Below are 16332 nucleotides of genomic sequence, written 5' to 3' on the forward strand. Positions count from 1 at the left end.
AGCGCTTTGCCTTGTGCTCAGCGACGCCCAAAGCGAAAGCTGTCGTCTGGCGTACCAGTGAAACACCGTGGGATGACCGGGTAGTTTTCAGTTAGGAAATAGGCGTATGTTCCAGACGGATATTCGGGTGAGACCGTGAAGCCTCCGTTGCATTCGTCCAGATTTCCGGTTCCAGCGCGGTAAACATAGTCCTCATTGAAGGTGCCATCAAACTTTCCGTCTGGCGCGCTGCCGCCGGGTCGATTGCCGTTCTTCAGTTGGTAGGATGAGGTCATTTGCGTCACGTTCCCATCCTCAATACCAGTCATCGCATAGATCGGGAAACCATCTGCGGCATATCCGACCAGAGGCGAATGTCGGGTCGGCGTGTATTCCAATAGTTCGATCAAGCCGGTCGGGATACCGTGATAGTGGTACTTTCCGCCGGGCTGAACATGGGCGTGGTTTTCGTCAAGTCCCAGCGAAATTGCGCCGCCAAGCGCGTTGTATGACCAACCCGATCTTGGATCTCCATTCCAGTATTCTACCGCCAGCGGATCAAACACCACACCGTCTATCGACACGCCGAAATTCCAACCCAGCTCCAGAGGCTTAGGCGTGCGACTTGGTTTTGGATGCGCGGGTACGCTGAGATTGACTCGTTGCTCGGAAAGGCCGTGCGGGTTGCCTCGGTTTGGAAAGCGACCGACCAGATGGTCCGGTATCCCATTTGCGGAAACGCTTACGCGATTTTTGGCTTCGGTGAGATCAACGTAACTGACCCCCGGATCAATCGTGGCCGGTTGCAGAATTAGTGGCCGCGTTGTCGTTTCATCATGATAGCGAAACCTGTGTTGTGCGGTCGTTATTGTGGCGATCACGGCAAAGGTTAAGGAAGAGCCCCAAAGGACGGCGGGTTTAAGCATTCGACTCTCCAATTCGCTTCAACGGTGATTGTGAAACGTGCGCGAGAAGTCGTTCCGTCGAAAAACGCGCCAACGGGCGCGCAATCGTCTGGCGTTGATGCAAAATCGCCCGGATGCAGGTGCAACCGGGCGATCAATGTTTCTAAACGCTTGTGCAATCAGTCTGCTGTTAGCAGCGGCGGCTTGTCGCCCGGAATGCGGGGCTGATCGGGGCCCAGAATTTCCAGGTTCAGATCGCCTTTCTTAACCGAAACGCGAACCACACCACCCTTGGCCAACTTACCGAACAATAGCTCTTCAGCCAGAGGCTTCTTGATGTGTTCCTGGATCACACGGCCCAGAGGGCGTGCACCCATCTTGTCGTCATACCCCTTGTCCGCCAGCCATTCGGCGGCCTTGGGTGTCAGGTCAAAGGTCACATTGCGGTCCATCAACTGTGCTTCCAGTTGCAGGACGAATTTCTCGACCACTTGCAGGATGACCTCTTTCGGCAGCGGTGCGAAGGAAATCACCGCGTCCAGACGGTTGCGGAATTCCGGCGTGAAGGTGCGTTCAATTGCAGCCGTATCTTCGCCTTCGCGGCGATCACGACCAAAGCCGATTGCAGCCTTCGCCTGTTCCTGCGCCCCCGCGTTCGAAGTCATGATCAGCACCACGTTACGGAAATTCACAGTGCGGCCGTTGTGATCGGTCAGCTCACCATGGTCCATCACCTGCAACAGGATGTTGAACACATCCGGGTGCGCCTTCTCGATCTCGTCCAGCAGCAGCACGCAATGCGGATGCTGGTCAACGCCGTCGGTCAACAGGCCACCCTGATCGAACCCAACATAGCCCGGAGGTGCACCGATCAAGCGCGAAACCGCGTGCTTCTCCATGTATTCCGACATGTCAAAGCGCAGCAGTTCAACACCCAGCGTGTCGGCCAACTGTTTCGCCACTTCGGTTTTGCCCACACCGGTCGGACCTGCGAACAGGTAATTGCCGATGGGCTTTTCAGGTTCACGAAGGCCCGCGCGCGCCAGTTTGATCGCGCTCGACAGTGCCACAATGGCGTCATCCTGTCCGAAAACCACTCGTTTCAACGAGGTCTCAAGGTCTTTCAGAACCTCGGCATCGTCCTTGGTGACGTTCTTGGGCGGGATACGCGCGATCTTGGCGACCACGGCCTCGATCTCTTTCACGCCGATGGTTTTACGGCGCTTGCTTTCCGCGACCAGATGCTGTGCGGCCCCGGCCTCATCAATCACGTCGATGGCCTTGTCAGGCAGCTTGCGGTCATTGATGTAGCGCGCAGACAGTTCCACCGCGGTCTTGATCGCGTCCGCAGTATATTTGATCGCGTGATGCTCTTCAAAATACGGTTTGAGGCCGCGCAGGATTTTCACGCTGTCTTCCACAGAAGGCTCATTCACATCAATCTTCTGGAACCTGCGGCTGAGCGCGCGGTCCTTTTCAAAATGTTGACGGAACTCCTTGTACGTGGTCGAACCCATGGTGCGCAGCTTGCCACCCTGCAGTGCAGGTTTCAGCAAGTTCGACGCATCCATCGCGCCTCCCGATGTGGCGCCTGCGCCGATGACCGTGTGAATTTCGTCAATGAACAGCACCGCGTCGGGATGCTCTTCCAACTCGGTCACGACCGCCTTCAGCCGTTCCTCGAAATCACCGCGATAGCGCGTACCGGCCAGCAGCGCGCCCATATCCAGCGAATAAATCGTTGTCTCGGACAGCACATCGGGGGCTTCGCCCGCGACGATTTTGTGCGCAAGACCTTCGGCAATAGCCGTTTTGCCCACGCCCGGATCGCCAACCAGCAACGGATTGTTCTTGCGGCGGCGGCAAAGCACCTGGATACAGCGTTCAACCTCGTCCGAGCGCCCAATCAGCGGATCAACGTCACCCGCGCGGGATTTGGTGTTCAGATCGACACAGTACTTTCCAAGAGCGCTTTCTTTTTGCTCGCCTTCGCCCGTGCCAGACTGCGGTTCCTCTTCAACCTGATCCGCGCCCGAAACTGAGCGGTTTTCGCCGTAAGCAGGGTCTTTAGCGACGCCGTGAGCGATGAAATTCACCGCGTCATAGCGTGTCATGTCCTGTTCCTGCAGGAAATAGGCTGCGTTGCTTTCACGTTCCGCGAAGATGGCGACCAGAACATTGGCGCCCGTCACCTCAGTCCGGCCCGAGCTTTGCACGTGGATCGCGGCGCGCTGGATCACGCGCTGGAAAGCGGCTGTTGGCACGGCTTCTGACCCGTCAATGTCGGTGACGAGGTTGGATAAATCTTCGTCAATGAATTCGACCAGAGTGCTACGCAAGTCCTCAAGATCAACGCTGCAGGCTTTCATGACGCGGATCGCATCCGGTTCTTCCAGCAGCGCCAGAAGCAGATGCTCCAGCGTGGCGAATTCGTGTCGCCGTTCGTTCGCTGCCGCAAGGGCCGCGTGAATGGCTTGTTCTAAAGTGCTCGAGAATGAAGGCACGCGGGTGCTCCTCTGTCTTGGGTCGGAAGGGGCGCGGGCTTTCGGCCGGATCCCCATCCCAACCATGTCCTCATACTATTAGAGTTTGGTTGATCATGGCCCGGCTTCAAGGGTTTTCTTTCACTTGACAGTCACATTTATTGTGACCGTGGCTGTGAAGTTGGGGAAATAGGCATCAAAAGCGGTCTTTTCTAGCCCGGATTTCCGCAAATACAGCCGCCGGATCCGCGCCCGCCATGCCCAGATGCGCCTGAATCGCCGGATCTGTTGCGCGCAGGAAAGGATTTGTCGCCTTTTCCAAAGCCAATGTCGAGGGCACCGTTGGTTCATTCGCCGCCCGGGCGCGGTCGATATCAGCAGCGCGATCCTGCAACGCCGCATTGTCCGGATCCACCGTCAGGGCAAACTTGGCGTTCGATTGTGTATATTCGTGACCTGAACACACCACAGTATCGTCGGGCAGGGCGGCCAATTTCGACAGGGAGGCCCACATTTGAGGCGCTGTGCCTTCGAACAGACGCCCGCAGCCGAGGGCCATCAGGCTGTCTGCGGTAAAAACGGCAGCACTTTGGGGCATGTAAAACGCGATATGTCCGACCGTATGGCCTGGGACATCCAACACCTGAACTTGCTCTCCGCCCAGTTCAAACGTATCGCCATCGCTGACTTGTTGATCCAATGGTGGCAAGCGGTGCGCGTCGGCAGCGGCCCCGATCACTTTGGCGGTGTGCTTTTCCAGAATGGCCGGCAAGCCGTCCACATGGTCATAGTGGTGATGAGTCAACAACACGTGGCTGAGCGTCCAGCCGCGCCGGTCCAGCTCGGCCAGAATGGGTCCTGCTTCGGGCGCGTCGATCAAAGCGGTGTTGCCGCTTGCGGCGTCATGCGCCAGAAAAGCGTAGTTATCGCTGAGACATGGAATGGTGACGATTTCAAGAGGCATGGCCTTTTGCCCTTTCGTTGCTAGACTGCGCCGAAGCTAAGCCGATTGACCGGGTGTCCGCAATGCATCTTGATGTGCAGGATCTGAGGAATTTCTACTACCGCAGCACATTGGGGCGTGCGGCGCAGGCGGCGATCCGGGGCCGGTTGATCGAACAATGGCCCGAAGCCAAAGGCCAGACAGTCGCCGGGTTTGGCTTTGCCGTACCCTTGCTGCGCCCTTACCTGGCAGATGCCCGGCGGGTGATTGGGCTGATGCCTGGGCCGCAAGGCGTTATGCCGTGGCCCGCGGGGATGCCCAATGTCTCGGTCCTGACGGAAGAGACGATGTGGCCGATAGAGACCGGGCACGTGGACAAGCTGGTGGTGATGCACGGGCTTGAGACCTCGCAGCGGCCAAGCGAACTGTTAAATGAATGCTGGCGGGTTCTGGGCCCTGGTGGGCGCGCGTTCTTTATTGTGCCCAACCGCGCGGGATTGTGGTCACGGACGGATCGGACGCCGTTTGGCTTTGGACGTCCGTATTCAGCATCGCAGCTAGAAAACCAGCTCCGGGCGCATCATTTTGAACCGGAAAGCCATTGCTCAGCATTGTATTTGCCTCCCTCGTTCCGGCGGTTCTGGCTCAAGTCGGGCAATCTGATTGAAAAGACGGGCCAGCGGATACCCACCGTCATGGCTGGAGGTGTTCTGATGGTCGAAGCAACAAAGCATATTCGACCCCCAAGCGGCAGCGTCACCAAGGATCCTGTCCGTCGTCCGATCAAGGCACTAGACGGTCTGTTGAAGCCCGCCTAGCTCTTGCTTGCTTTTACGCCACGTCAAAGCGGGAAAACGCGGCAAAAACGCCTCAGGAATCGCAAAAACCTACACTTTCGTAACATTTTTCGCACCTTGCAGCCGGACAAAAGGGTCGCACCCTGTGTAACTATTTGAAATCAAACACTTTGTGGATAAAGTCACCCCCGTGATAATATGTTGCTAGCTGGGTTCGGCTCTGCTACATCCCCGGTGATTTTGATCCCCGCCCTAAAAGGACGGGGTTTCCTCACGCCCCAAGGTAGCGGCCGCTACCCGAAATCGGGGCCTCAAATATCGGAAGGGTGGACGTGTCCGAACCAGCTTCGATTTCCACAGGCATCGCCGAGCGCTATGCCACCGCGATCTTCGAGATCGCGAAAGAGAATAAAGACCTCGCAGGTCTGGAGACCGGAATTAACGATCTGGCAGCAGCATTGGGCGACAGCGCCGAACTGCGTAACCTGATCGCTTCGCCTCTGGTTTCGCGCGCCGAACAGGAAGGCGCCATTACCGCAATCGCCGACAAAATGGGCCTGAACGCCATCCTGCGCAACACGCTGGGCCTGATGGCACAAAAACGCCGCCTGTTTGTCGTACCGCAGCTGGTGCAGGTTCTGCGCGACATGCTGGCCGAAGAGCGTGGCGAAGTGACTGCCGATGTTGCCTCGGCCAAAGCGCTGACCAAGACACAGATGGAAAAACTGTCCAAGACGCTGTCCGAGCGTGTGGGCAAGACCGTGACAATCAATGCGACCGTGGATGAAAGCCTCATCGGCGGTCTTGTCGTTAAAGTGGGCTCGAAGATGATCGATAGTTCGATCCGTTCGAAGCTGAACTCCCTACAGAATGCAATGAAAGAGGTCGGATAAATGGGAATCCAAGCTGCAGAGATTTCTGCAATCCTGAAGGACCAGATCAAGAATTTTGGTCAGGAAGCCGAAGTGGCCGAGATCGGCCGCGTGCTGAGCGTCGGTGACGGGATTGCCCGTGTATACGGCCTGGACAACGTGCAAGCCGGTGAGATGGTCGAATTCCCCGGTGGCATCATGGGTATGGCCCTGAACCTAGAAAGCGACAACGTGGGTGTTGTTATCTTCGGGTCCGACCGTGACATCAAAGAAGGTGACACAGTCAAGCGCACCAACTCGATCGTGGACGTTCCGATCGGTGACGAACTGCTGGGCCGCGTTGTTGACGGTCTGGGCAACCCGCTGGACGGCAAAGGCCCGATCAACGCTTCCAAGCGTGGCGTTGCGGACGTTAAGGCCCCCGGCATCATCCCGCGTAAATCGGTGCACGAGCCGATGGCAACTGGCCTGAAATCGGTTGACGCGATGATCCCGATCGGCCGTGGCCAGCGTGAGCTGATCATTGGCGACCGTCAGACCGGTAAAACCGCCGTTGCTCTGGACACCATCCTGAACCAGAAAGTCTACAACGACGCAGCAGGCGACGACGAGTCGAAGAAACTGTACTGCATCTACGTGGCGGTTGGTCAGAAGCGTTCGACCGTTGCACAGCTGGTGAAGAAACTGGAAGAATCCGGCGCGATTGAATACTCGATCGTTGTGGCCGCAACCGCGTCCGACCCGGCGCCGATGCAGTTCCTGGCGCCTTACTCGGCGACTGCGATGGCCGAATACTTCCGCGACAACGGTCGCCACGCGCTGATTATCTATGATGACCTGTCGAAACAGGCTGTGTCCTATCGTCAGATGTCCCTGCTGCTGCGTCGTCCGCCCGGACGTGAAGCCTACCCTGGTGACGTTTTCTACCTCCACTCCCGTCTGCTGGAGCGTTCGGCGAAGCTGAACGAAGATTTCGGCGCAGGCTCGCTGACCGCTCTGCCGGTTATTGAAACCCAAGGTGGCGACGTTTCGGCGTTTATTCCGACCAACGTGATCTCGATCACCGACGGTCAGATCTTCCTGGAAACCGAACTGTTCTACCAGGGCATCCGTCCTGCTGTGAACACCGGTCTGTCGGTTTCGCGTGTGGGCTCGTCGGCCCAAACCAACGCGATGAAATCGGTCGCTGGACCGGTAAAACTGGAGCTGGCTCAGTACCGCGAAATGGCTGCGTTTGCGCAGTTCGGTTCGGACCTCGACGCCGCGACCCAGCAGCTGCTGAACCGTGGTGCGCGCCTGACCGAGCTGATGAAACAGCCGCAGTACTCGCCGCTGACCAACGCGGAAATCGTCTGCGTCATCTTCGCGGGCACCAACGGTTACCTCGATAAGATCGACGTCTCGGACGTTGGCCGCTATGAGGCCGGTCTGCTGGCGCACCTGCGCGGCAAGCACGCCGACCTGCTGAAATGGCTGACAGACGAAGATCCCAAGATCAAAGGTGACGCGTCCGACAAGATCAAGGCAGCGATCGACGAATACGCCGCGACCTTCGCGTAACGGGGGGTTCCGATGCCTAGTCTGAAGGACCTTAAAAACAGGATCGAGTCGGTCAAATCGACCCGCAAGATCACCAAGGCCATGCAGATGGTCGCGGCTGCAAAACTGCGCCGCGCCCAGGAATCTGCTGAAGCCTCACGCCCCTATGCCGAGCGGTTCAATGCCGTTATGGCGGGGCTGGCGGCTTCGGTCGGGGGCAGCGACAGCGCCCCCAAGCTGCTCCGTGGTACGGGCAGCGATGATGTCCATCTGCTGGTTGTGATGACAGCTGAACGCGGCCTGTGTGGCGGCTTCAACTCGAACATCGCCAAGCTGGCCCGCCAAAAGGCGGAAGAGCTGCGCGGCAAAGGCAAGACGGTCAAGGTTCTGACCGTTGGCAAGAAAGGCCGCGACGCGCTCAAGCGCGATTTGGGCGATCTGTTCGTTGGACATGTCGACCTGAGCGAGGTCAAGCGCATTGGCTATGCCAACGCGCAGGACATCGCGAAGGACATCCTGTCCCGCTTTGACGGGGCTGAGTTCGATGTTGCCACGATCTTCTACTCGAAGTTCGTCAACGTCGTGACCCAGATCCCGACGGCACAGCAAATCATCCCCGCCTCGTTCGAGGACGACGCGGCAGGTGACGACAGCGGTGCCATCTTCGACTACGAGCCCAGCGAAGAGGCCATTCTGGCCGACCTGCTGCCCAAGGGGGTTGCCACCGCGATCTTCTCGGCTCTGCTCGAAAACGGAGCGTCTGAACAGGGTGCACGGATGTCCGCAATGGACAACGCGACACGCAACGCGGGCGAAATGATCGACAAGCTGACGATCCAGTTCAACCGCTCGCGTCAGGCCGTGATCACCAACGAGCTGATTGAAATTATTTCCGGCGCCGAAGCGCTGTAGAGACATACCGGAGACGAAACATGGCGAATGCAAAAGGCAAAGTCACACAGATCATCGGGGCCGTCGTCGACGTGCAGTTCGATGACGCACTGCCTGAAATTCTGAACGCGCTGGAAACCACCAACAACGGCAAACGCCTGGTGTTGGAAGTTGCTCAGCACCTGGGTGAAAACACCGTCCGTACCATCGCGATGGACGCGACCGAAGGTCTGGTCCGTGGCGAAGTTGTGACCGACACCGGCGCACCGATCTCGGTTCCGGTTGGCAACGCCACCCTGGGCCGCATCCTGAACGTGGTCGGCGAGCCGATCGACGAAAAAGGCGACGTTGTTGCGTCGGAAACCCGCGCAATCCACCAGCCCGCACCTGAGTTCGCGGAACAGTCGACCGAGTCGGAAATCCTTGTGACCGGCATCAAGGTTGTTGACCTGCTGGCTCCTTACGCCAAAGGCGGTAAAATTGGCCTCTTCGGTGGCGCGGGCGTTGGTAAAACCGTTCTGATCATGGAACTGATCAACAACATCGCCAAAGTGCACTCGGGCTTCTCGGTGTTCGCGGGTGTTGGTGAACGGACCCGTGAAGGGAACGACCTGTACCACGAGATGATCGAATCGAACGTTATTAAACCCGACAACCTGTCGGAATCGCAGGTTGCGCTGGTTTACGGTCAGATGAACGAACCTCCGGGAGCGCGTGCACGTGTTGCTCTGACCGGTCTGACCCTGGCCGAGCAGTTCCGCGACCAGTCCGGTACCGACGTTCTTTTCTTCGTCGACAACATCTTCCGCTTCACGCAAGCGGGCTCCGAGGTTTCGGCTCTGCTGGGTCGTATTCCTTCGGCGGTGGGCTACCAGCCGACGCTGGCCACCGACATGGGCGCCCTGCAGGAACGCATCACCTCGACCAAGTCGGGCTCGATCACCTCGGTGCAGGCGATCTACGTGCCTGCGGACGACCTTACCGACCCTGCGCCGGCAACCTCGTTTGCTCACTTGGATGCGACTACCGTTCTTAACCGCGCGATCTCGGAAAAGGGTATCTATCCGGCTGTTGACCCGCTCGACTCGTCGTCGCGTCTGCTGGACCCGGCCATCGTTGGTGAAGAGCACTACGCGGTTGCAACCGACGTTCAGCAGATCCTCCAGCGCTATAAGTCGCTTCAGGACATCATCGCCATCCTCGGTATGGACGAACTGTCGGAAGAAGACAAACTGACCGTTGCCCGTGCCCGTAAGATCGAGCGCTTCCTGTCGCAGCCGTTCGACGTGGCCGAGGTTTTCACCGGTTCGCCGGGCGTTCAGGTTCCTCTGGATGTCACCATCTCGTCGTTCAAAGCCGTTGTGGCTGGCGAATATGATCACCTGCCCGAAGCGGCCTTCCTGATGGTTGGTGGCATCGACGAAGTGATCGCCAAAGCGGAAAAGATGGCCGCAGAAGCCGCCTAAGGAGTATCCCTGATGGCAAACACGATGCAATTCGACCTCGTCAGCCCAGAGCGGAGCCTTGCTTCGCTTGAGGCCACCGCGGTCCAGCTACCCGGCGCGGACGGGGACATGACGGCAATGCCCGATCATGCCCCCACCATCACCACGCTACGCCCCGGTCTGCTGAAGGTTGAGGCACCTGCCGGAGCCAGCGAATACCTGGTCACTGGCGGGTTTGCCCAGATCAACGGCGACGGCCTGTCGGTTCTGGCTGAAAAAGCCATACCGGTTGCCGAAGTGACCCGGTCGCATCTGGATGACCTGATCGCTGAAGCCCGCGCCTCGCACGAGGTCGCAAAGGCCGGGGACGATCAGTCCATCGTTGACGATGCAGCCAAACTGCTGGCCGACATGGAAGCGCTTGGGACGCATATGAGCCTGTAACGGCTTGTTGCAAATGGATCATTCGAAACGGCCTCGCAATGCGGGGCCGTTTTTTTGTCGTGATTTGCTTGAAGTCTCAGATTAAGTTTTCAGTGTAAATGGTTATAGACGATAAAGATGAAGACATTTCGCACCCACCCGATTGGTATCGACCAAGGCGAGACTGTACTGTTTTCCGAATTTTCCAATGGCGGGGACATGTGGACAGGCAACGGAACCCGAGAACGGCGCGCGGCTGTTACGTTCAGCCAGCCGTTCAGGACCACGCCAGTGGTTCAGGTTGGCATATCCCTATGGGATGTGGACACAACCACCGCCCTGCGCGCCGAGGTCAAGGCAGAGGATATCTCAGCCGAAGGCTTCAGCGCCGTTTTCCGCACTTGGTCAGACACCCGCATCGCGCGGATCAGGATGTCCTGGACAGCGATCGGAGAGGTGGCGCATGAGGATGACTGGGACATCTCCTAGCCATCCGACGTTTCAGGATTCGATCATGTCCACCCGTGTTGCGTGACGGCCGCCTTCGAAATCGGCTCCAAGGAAAGCATCCACGATATCCAGCGCCTGACCTTCACCTACGACGCGTGCACCGATGGACAGCATGTTGGCGTCGTTATGCTGGCGGATCATCCGGGCTGAGAACGCGTCGGAACACACGCCGCAGCGAATGCCGGGGACCTTGTTCGCCGCCATCATGATGCCCTGTCCCGTGCCGCAAAGGATGATACCCAGTGCGCAATCACCCGAGGCAACGGCGTCAGCGGCGGCTTTGCCGTGGATCGGATAATGCGTGCTCTCAGGTGTTTGAGGGCCGATATCCATGACCTCCCATCCTTGGTCCGCGATATGTTTGGCAACCGCCTGGCGCAGCTCGATGGCGGCGTGGTCGCTGGAAAGAACGATGCGTTTGGGGGCTGTCACGGAAAGCTCCTGCCTTAGAGGGGTCACGAAAAAGGGCGGCTGCAAGGCCGCCCGTTCAGATCAGTCCATGTGGTACATGGATTCGTAGATCGGGGTCAGGGTCTTGTCCTCGAACAGCGACGAGACCGAGGTGCCGTTCCAAATGTTCAGGATCGCCTGCGTAAAGATGGGCGCTGTCGGAACAATGCGGATATTTTTGGCTTTGGCGACTTCTTTGGTGGGTTGGATTGTGTCGGTCAGAACCAGAGATTTCATCACCGAGTTTGTCACACGCTCAACCGCCGGGCCGCTCATGACACCGTGGGTGATATAGGAATGCACCTCTTTCGCGCCGTTATCCAGCAGCACTTGCGCGGCCTTGCAGAGTGTACCCGCTGTGTCGCACATGTCGTCCACGATCAGGCAGATCTTGTCTTTGACGTCGCCGATGACAGTCATCTCGGCCACTTCGCCGGCCTTTTCGCGGCGCTTATCCACGATCGACAGTGGCGCTTCGATCCGCTTGGCCAATTCACGCGCACGGGCTACACCGCCGACATCGGGTGAGACCACCATGATCTCATCCATCTGGTCCTTGAACTGGTTTTTCACATCCAGCGCAAAGATCGGCGAGGCATAAAGGTTGTCCACCGGGATATCAAAGAACCCCTGAATCTGCGCGGCGTGCAGGTCCATGGTCAGAACCCGCTCGATCCCGGCGCCGGTCAGCATGTTGGCAACCAGCTTGGCGGAAATCGGCGTGCGCGCCTTGGTGCGACGGTCCTGACGGGCATAGCCGAAATAAGGGATCACGGCAGTGATCCGCTGCGCGGATGAGCGGCGCAGCGCGTCGGCGATGATCAGCAGTTCCATCAGGTTATCGTTTGCCGGGTTCGAAGTCGGCTGGACGATGAACATATCCTCGCCGCGTACATTCTCGAACACTTCGACGAAAATCTCGCCGTCGTTAAAACGTTCGACCCGCGCGTCAACCAACCCTTGGTCAACGCCGCGATACAGGCTCATGCGGCGTGCAATGGTCTGGGCAAGCGGAAGATTGGCGTTCCCAGCGATCAGCTTGGGTTCGTTGAGTGTCGGCATCGGCTGAGGTCCCCGGGCAGCAAAGGCTAATGTGACAGATTCGTGATGTTGACACCGCTTAGCATGGCCTTACCGTCTCGCAAAGATAACGCAGCGGAGAAAGTGAACATGGCCACCATTGACTACTATTTTGCGACAATTTCGCCCTTCACCTACTTGGCCGGAACCCGGTTGGAAGAGGTGGCCGCGAAACATGGCGCGACAATTAACTACAAACCACTGGATATCATGGCCCTGTTTGGCCGGACCGGAGGCACCCCACCCAAGGACCGGCATATTTCGCGCACCGAATACCGAGCACAGGAATTGCAGCGTCAGGCCAAAAATCTGGGGATGGAATTCAACATTCAACCCGCACATTGGCCGACGAACATGGCGCCTTCGTCCTATGCCGTGATCGCGGCGGCCAAAGATGGCTCAGGCGATGTGGGCAAGCTGGTCCATTCCTTCCTGCGCGCCTGCTGGGCTGAGGAAAAGGACATCGCGCAGGATGACGTGATCCGCGATTGCCTGTCGGCAGCCGGGTTCGACCCGAACCTCGCGGATAGCGGGTTGCTGGACGGTGCCGAAACCTATGCCGCCTATCTGGAACAGGCCGTGGACAGCGGTGCCTTTGGCGCGCCCTTCTATGTCACCGAGGACGGACAGCGGTTCTGGGGTCAGGACCGGATCGAAGACCTCGACCGTCACCTGTCCGAGATGAAAGGGTGAAGGACGGGGTGACTCTACCTTCCATATTTGTTCGATCACTGGGGCAGGGCGCGCGACAGGTGCTCGCCCTGCACTGCACGATTGCACATTCGGGGGCTTGGGCCGGTTTGGCGGCCTCTTTGGGCGCACAAGCCACGCTTGTTGCGCCCGACATGCTATCGCACGGCAAAAGCCCTGATTGGGATGGGCAGAGCGACTTTTTTGACCTGACCACCACTTTGTCTGCGGCACAATTGACCCAGCCGATGGATGTGATCGGGCATTCCTTTGGCGCGATGATTGCCCTGCGCCTTGCGGTCAATCACCCGAAACTGATCCGCAGCGTGGTCCTGATCGAACCCGTATTCTTCGCCGTCGCCAAGTTGGATGCGCCCGATCTTCTCGCGCAGCACGATGCGGCGGCACAGCCTTATGTAGAGGCGCTGGAAACCGGGGATATGCCGCTGGCGGCCCGCCTGTTCAACCGGATGTGGAGCACCGAGGAAAGCCCCCGCTGGCCGGATATGCCCGAGAAAACGCGCGCGGCGATGATCCGGGGGATCCGGGTCGTTCCAGATGTGGAACAAGCTCTGTTCCAGGATACAAAAGGGCTCCTGACGCCAGGTGTTCTGAACGAAGTCAAACGACCAACCTTGCTGATGACCGGCGGACACTCTCATCCGGTCATGCCTGCAATTTCACATGGATTGCAAAAACGCCTGCCCAACGCGTCCATCATCACTATCGAAGACGCAGGGCACATGCTGCCAATCTCGCACCCTAAGGAAACCGCCGCCCAGATAACCAATTTCTGGCACAGGCTGCCTCCTTCTTCTGTTTGAAAATACCTCGGGGGTTTGGGGGCAGAGCCCCCAACCAGCTTCAGATCAAACCCAAAAACCGGTCGACCTCTTCGGGCGGCAGTGACCAGTCACACACCAGCCGACAGGCAAGGCGTTCGTCCTCATCCACCCCTTCCAATTCGGCGCCCCACAGATGATAGACCGCTCCGGCCTCGTGAAGCTGTTTGTGCCTGGCGCGCGAGAATTCCGCGAAGATCATGTTCGCCTGCGGTTCATGCAAGAATGAGGCCCCCTTGGCCCGCAACCCATCCGCCAGACGTGCGCAGTTGTCATTGGCCTGCCGCGCCATCCTCAACCAAAGATCATCCTGCAGATACGCGGCCATCTGCGCCGACAAATAACGGTGTTTCGAAAACAGATGCGCGCCGCGCTTGCGGCGCAGCTCGAATTCCCAGGCTTTGGCCTCGTCGAAAAAGACCACCGCCTCGACCCCCATCAGCCCGTTCTTTGTGCCGCCAAAGCTGACCGCATCAACCCCCGACTTCCACGTCATCCCGGCGGGGGAACAGTTCAGCGCGACCAGCGCATTGGTGAACCGCGCGCCGTCCAGATGCACCGGCAGGCCGTAATCCTTGGCCACACGGCACAGCGCCTGCAACTCTTCCAACGAATAAACCGAACCTCTCTCGGTCACCTGCGTGATCGAGACCGGTCCGCGTTGCGGCCCATGCACACCGCGCGTCTCTTCGGCCAAAATCGTTGCACGCAGCGCATCCGGGGTCATCTTGTCGCCGCCGGGCACCAGCGTCAGCTTGGCGCCGCTGTAGAATTCCGGCGCGTTGCACTCATCCTCGTGGATATGCGCAACGGGGGAACAAAACACGGTGTCCCACGGGTTCGCCAGAGTCGACAGAGCCAGCGAATTTGCCGCCGTCCCGGTCGCCACCAGATAGACAGCTGCCCCCGGCGCTTCAAAGATACCACGGATACGGTCGCGCACCTCGTTCATCAGCGTGTCGGCCCCGTAGGCCATCTGATAGCCCTCATTCGCGGCGCTCAACGCGGCCATCACTTGCGGGTGAACCGGCCCGGAATTGTCAGAGGCGAAATACATCAGTTGGGCTCCTCGATGATATAGTCTTCCCACTCTTCCATGGGGGTTTCGAACTCGGACACCGTGCGCCCCTGAACCGAGACCCCGGCGGCGTGTACGCTGTCAGGCGTACCAGATATCAAAGGGTGCCAGTCGTAAAGGGGTTTGCCCTCCCACAGCAGCCGATAGGCGCAGGTCTGGGGCAGCCAATAGGCGTGTTCATCGATATTGTCGGGCGTCATCACGATGCATTCCGGCACGAATTGGTGGCGGATGTCGTATTGGGTGCAACGGCAGGTCTCATCGTCCAGCAGACGGCAGGCAACGCAAGTCAGGGCGACTTCGCCCGTATCTTCGTCTTCCAGCTTGTTCAGACAGCACTTGCCGCAGCCGTCGCACAGCGCCTCCCACTCACGCTGGTTCATCTTGGTCAGCGGTTTGCGTTCCCAGAACCGGGCGGACAGGCCGTTGCGGTCAATCGGGTCGGTGGTCATAGCGCCGCCAGTAGCGCACGGGCTTTGTCGCAATCGGTATCCATCTGGGCGATCAGCCCGACCAGACCGTCAAAGGTCATCTCGGGGCGCAGGTATTCGACCAGACCGACCGAGAGCGTCGCGCCATAAAGATCACCCGAGAAATCGAACAGGAACGTCTCGATATTGGGCACTTCGCCGTTGAACATGGGCCTAGTGCCAACCGAGGCCGCACCGTGATAGCTGCCCTGATGCGGGCCATCCAGCACATCGACCAGAACCGCATAGACGCCGAATTTCGGCGGGTGCAGTCCCTCGATCGACATATTCGCGGTGGGATAGCCCAGCTCGCGTCCGCGCTGTTCGCCGCCGATCACTTCGCCCTCGATCCGGTGCCAGTGACCCAGCATCGCGGCGGCATCCCGAGGGCGGCCTTCGGACAGCGCAGTGCGGATCGCGGTCGAGGACACGACGTTTTCCGAACGCTCCATCAAGGGGGCAATGGTGACACCAAAACCCATCTGAGCCCCGAACTGAACCAGATCATCCGCAGTGCCGCTGCGGCCCTTGCCGAAACAGAAATCCGCCCCGACCACCACATGCGACAGGCCCAGCCCGTCGCAAATTACATTGCGTGCGAATTCTTCGGGCGTCAGCCCGGCCAGCGCCGCGTTAAAGGGTAATTCATAGAGCTTCTGAACTCCCAGCTTCTGCAAACGGTGCGCGCGGGCATTGCCGCGCATCAGGCGAAATGGGGGGCTGTCGGGTGCAAAATACTCTCGCGGGTGTGGCTCGAACGTCATCACACCCAGTGGCGCGTCTGGCGCGGCGTTGCGGGCCAATTCGATCACCGAGCGGTGGCCGATATGCACGCCGTCAAAATTACCGATGGCGACACTGGCACCACGGTCTTGAGGCTCGACAAACTGGAAATCCCGAATAATGCGCATAGCGCCTGCCTAGCGGGACTGCGA

The 16332-nt window shown here is 58.8% G+C and carries 17 protein-coding genes; 9 read left to right on the forward strand and 8 right to left on the reverse strand.

Features of this window, described 5'->3' with window-relative positions; genetic code table 11:
• Positions 1-17: 17 nt before the first annotated feature.
• The 3 genes from GOV80_RS07755 to gloB all read right to left on the reverse strand — a co-directional run bounded on the left by GOV80_RS07755 (position 18) and on the right by gloB (position 4331).
• Positions 18-905: a YHYH protein gene (locus tag GOV80_RS07755; RefSeq protein WP_170783773.1), complete on the reverse strand. Its 888-nt coding sequence runs from the start codon at positions 903-905 to the stop codon at positions 18-20.
• Between the two features lie 158 nt (positions 906-1063).
• Positions 1064-3388, reverse strand: coding sequence for an ATP-dependent Clp protease ATP-binding subunit ClpA (gene clpA, locus GOV80_RS07760; protein ID WP_170783775.1), 2325 nt, complete (start codon positions 3386-3388; stop codon positions 1064-1066).
• A 175-nt stretch (positions 3389-3563) separates the two neighbouring features.
• Positions 3564-4331, reverse strand: a complete 768-nt coding sequence (gene gloB / locus GOV80_RS07765; protein ID WP_170783777.1) for a hydroxyacylglutathione hydrolase — start codon at positions 4329-4331, stop codon at positions 3564-3566.
• Between the two features lie 62 nt (positions 4332-4393).
• Here gloB and GOV80_RS07770 point away from each other — a divergent pair, with 62 nt between their 5' ends.
• The 7 genes from GOV80_RS07770 to GOV80_RS07800 all read left to right on the forward strand — a co-directional run bounded on the left by GOV80_RS07770 (position 4394) and on the right by GOV80_RS07800 (position 10766).
• A complete protein-coding gene (locus tag GOV80_RS07770) occupies positions 4394-5128 on the forward strand; it encodes a class I SAM-dependent methyltransferase (protein WP_170768995.1) in 735 nt (244 codons plus the stop codon).
• Positions 5129-5439: 311 nt separating this feature from the next.
• Complete coding sequence (locus GOV80_RS07775) at positions 5440-6000, forward strand: F0F1 ATP synthase subunit delta (RefSeq protein ID WP_170352320.1); 561 nt, start codon at positions 5440-5442, stop codon at positions 5998-6000.
• Complete coding sequence (atpA, locus tag GOV80_RS07780; protein WP_170352321.1) at positions 6001-7539, forward strand: F0F1 ATP synthase subunit alpha; 1539 nt, start codon at positions 6001-6003, stop codon at positions 7537-7539.
• A gap of 12 nt (positions 7540-7551) precedes the next feature.
• The gene (locus GOV80_RS07785; RefSeq protein WP_170768996.1) at positions 7552-8430 is read left to right on the forward strand and encodes a F0F1 ATP synthase subunit gamma; all 879 of its coding nucleotides are present in this window, start codon (positions 7552-7554) and stop codon (positions 8428-8430) included.
• Between the two features lie 20 nt (positions 8431-8450).
• Positions 8451-9875, forward strand: coding sequence for a F0F1 ATP synthase subunit beta (atpD, locus tag GOV80_RS07790; RefSeq protein ID WP_170783779.1), 1425 nt, complete (start codon positions 8451-8453; stop codon positions 9873-9875).
• Between the two features lie 12 nt (positions 9876-9887).
• On the forward strand, positions 9888-10298 hold the full coding sequence (locus tag GOV80_RS07795; RefSeq protein WP_170783781.1) for a F0F1 ATP synthase subunit epsilon: 411 nt from the start codon (positions 9888-9890) through the stop codon (positions 10296-10298).
• 117 nt (positions 10299-10415) lie between these two features.
• Positions 10416-10766 carry an H-type lectin domain-containing protein gene (locus GOV80_RS07800; protein ID WP_170768999.1) on the forward strand — a complete coding sequence of 117 codons (351 nt, stop codon included), beginning with the start codon at positions 10416-10418 and terminating at the stop codon, positions 10764-10766.
• Positions 10767-10778: 12 nt separating this feature from the next.
• Here GOV80_RS07800 and rpiB read toward each other — a convergent pair whose 3' ends face one another.
• Together rpiB and GOV80_RS07810 are read right to left on the reverse strand one after the other, a co-directional pair.
• Entirely contained in the window at positions 10779-11219 is a 441-nt protein-coding gene (gene rpiB, locus GOV80_RS07805; RefSeq protein ID WP_170769000.1) for a ribose 5-phosphate isomerase B, read from the reverse strand.
• Between the two features lie 60 nt (positions 11220-11279).
• Positions 11280-12299, reverse strand: a complete 1020-nt coding sequence (locus GOV80_RS07810) for a ribose-phosphate pyrophosphokinase (protein WP_170753405.1) — start codon at positions 12297-12299, stop codon at positions 11280-11282.
• A 108-nt stretch (positions 12300-12407) separates the two neighbouring features.
• Here GOV80_RS07810 and GOV80_RS07815 point away from each other — a divergent pair, with 108 nt between their 5' ends.
• Both GOV80_RS07815 and GOV80_RS07820 read left to right on the forward strand, forming a co-directional pair.
• Positions 12408-13010, forward strand: coding sequence for a 2-hydroxychromene-2-carboxylate isomerase (locus GOV80_RS07815; RefSeq protein WP_170783783.1), 603 nt, complete (start codon positions 12408-12410; stop codon positions 13008-13010).
• A gap of 8 nt (positions 13011-13018) precedes the next feature.
• Positions 13019-13831, forward strand: a complete 813-nt coding sequence (locus GOV80_RS07820) for an alpha/beta fold hydrolase (RefSeq protein WP_336510141.1) — start codon at positions 13019-13021, stop codon at positions 13829-13831.
• 40 nt (positions 13832-13871) lie between these two features.
• On the opposite strand, the gene GOV80_RS07825 is transcribed toward GOV80_RS07820, so the two are convergent.
• From GOV80_RS07825 to GOV80_RS07835, 3 genes are read right to left on the reverse strand one after another with little or no spacing between them, the layout of a single operon-like run.
• Positions 13872-14906: a threonine aldolase family protein gene (locus GOV80_RS07825; RefSeq protein ID WP_170783789.1), complete on the reverse strand. Its 1035-nt coding sequence runs from the start codon at positions 14904-14906 to the stop codon at positions 13872-13874.
• The gene (locus tag GOV80_RS07830) at positions 14906-15379 is read right to left on the reverse strand and encodes a YcgN family cysteine cluster protein (RefSeq protein WP_170783791.1); all 474 of its coding nucleotides are present in this window, start codon (positions 15377-15379) and stop codon (positions 14906-14908) included. Before GOV80_RS07830 ends, GOV80_RS07825 begins: the two co-directional genes overlap by 1 nt.
• A complete protein-coding gene (locus tag GOV80_RS07835; RefSeq protein ID WP_170783793.1) occupies positions 15376-16308 on the reverse strand; it encodes a bifunctional riboflavin kinase/FAD synthetase in 933 nt (310 codons plus the stop codon). The genes GOV80_RS07830 and GOV80_RS07835 overlap by 4 nt, the downstream gene beginning before the upstream one ends.
• Between the last annotated feature and the right edge of the window lie 24 nt (positions 16309-16332).

Source organism: Ruegeria lacuscaerulensis, assembly GCF_013034685.1.
In the GTDB taxonomy this organism is placed as follows: domain Bacteria; phylum Pseudomonadota; class Alphaproteobacteria; order Rhodobacterales; family Rhodobacteraceae; genus Ruegeria; species Ruegeria lacuscaerulensis_B.

Coding starts and splice junctions, on each gene's coding strand:
- GOV80_RS07810 (WP_170753405.1), bottom strand. CDS start 12,299: ATGCCGACACTCAACGAACCCAAGCTGATCGCTGGGAACGCCAATCTT.
- GOV80_RS07755 (WP_170783773.1), bottom strand. CDS start 905: ATGCTTAAACCCGCCGTCCTTTGGGGCTCTTCCTTAACCTTTGCCGTG.
- GOV80_RS07785 (WP_170768996.1), top strand. CDS start 7,552: ATGCCTAGTCTGAAGGACCTTAAAAACAGGATCGAGTCGGTCAAATCG.
- GOV80_RS07770 (WP_170768995.1), top strand. CDS start 4,394: ATGCATCTTGATGTGCAGGATCTGAGGAATTTCTACTACCGCAGCACA.
- GOV80_RS07825 (WP_170783789.1), bottom strand. CDS start 14,906: ATGTATTTCGCCTCTGACAATTCCGGGCCGGTTCACCCGCAAGTGATG.
- GOV80_RS07815 (WP_170783783.1), top strand. CDS start 12,408: ATGGCCACCATTGACTACTATTTTGCGACAATTTCGCCCTTCACCTAC.
- GOV80_RS07830 (WP_170783791.1), bottom strand. CDS start 15,379: ATGACCACCGACCCGATTGACCGCAACGGCCTGTCCGCCCGGTTCTGG.
- GOV80_RS07795 (WP_170783781.1), top strand. CDS start 9,888: ATGGCAAACACGATGCAATTCGACCTCGTCAGCCCAGAGCGGAGCCTT.
- GOV80_RS07800 (WP_170768999.1), top strand. CDS start 10,416: ATGAAGACATTTCGCACCCACCCGATTGGTATCGACCAAGGCGAGACT.
- gloB (WP_170783777.1), bottom strand. CDS start 4,331: ATGCCTCTTGAAATCGTCACCATTCCATGTCTCAGCGATAACTACGCT.
- atpD (WP_170783779.1), top strand. CDS start 8,451: ATGGCGAATGCAAAAGGCAAAGTCACACAGATCATCGGGGCCGTCGTC.
- GOV80_RS07835 (WP_170783793.1), bottom strand. CDS start 16,308: ATGCGCATTATTCGGGATTTCCAGTTTGTCGAGCCTCAAGACCGTGGT.
- atpA (WP_170352321.1), top strand. CDS start 6,001: ATGGGAATCCAAGCTGCAGAGATTTCTGCAATCCTGAAGGACCAGATC.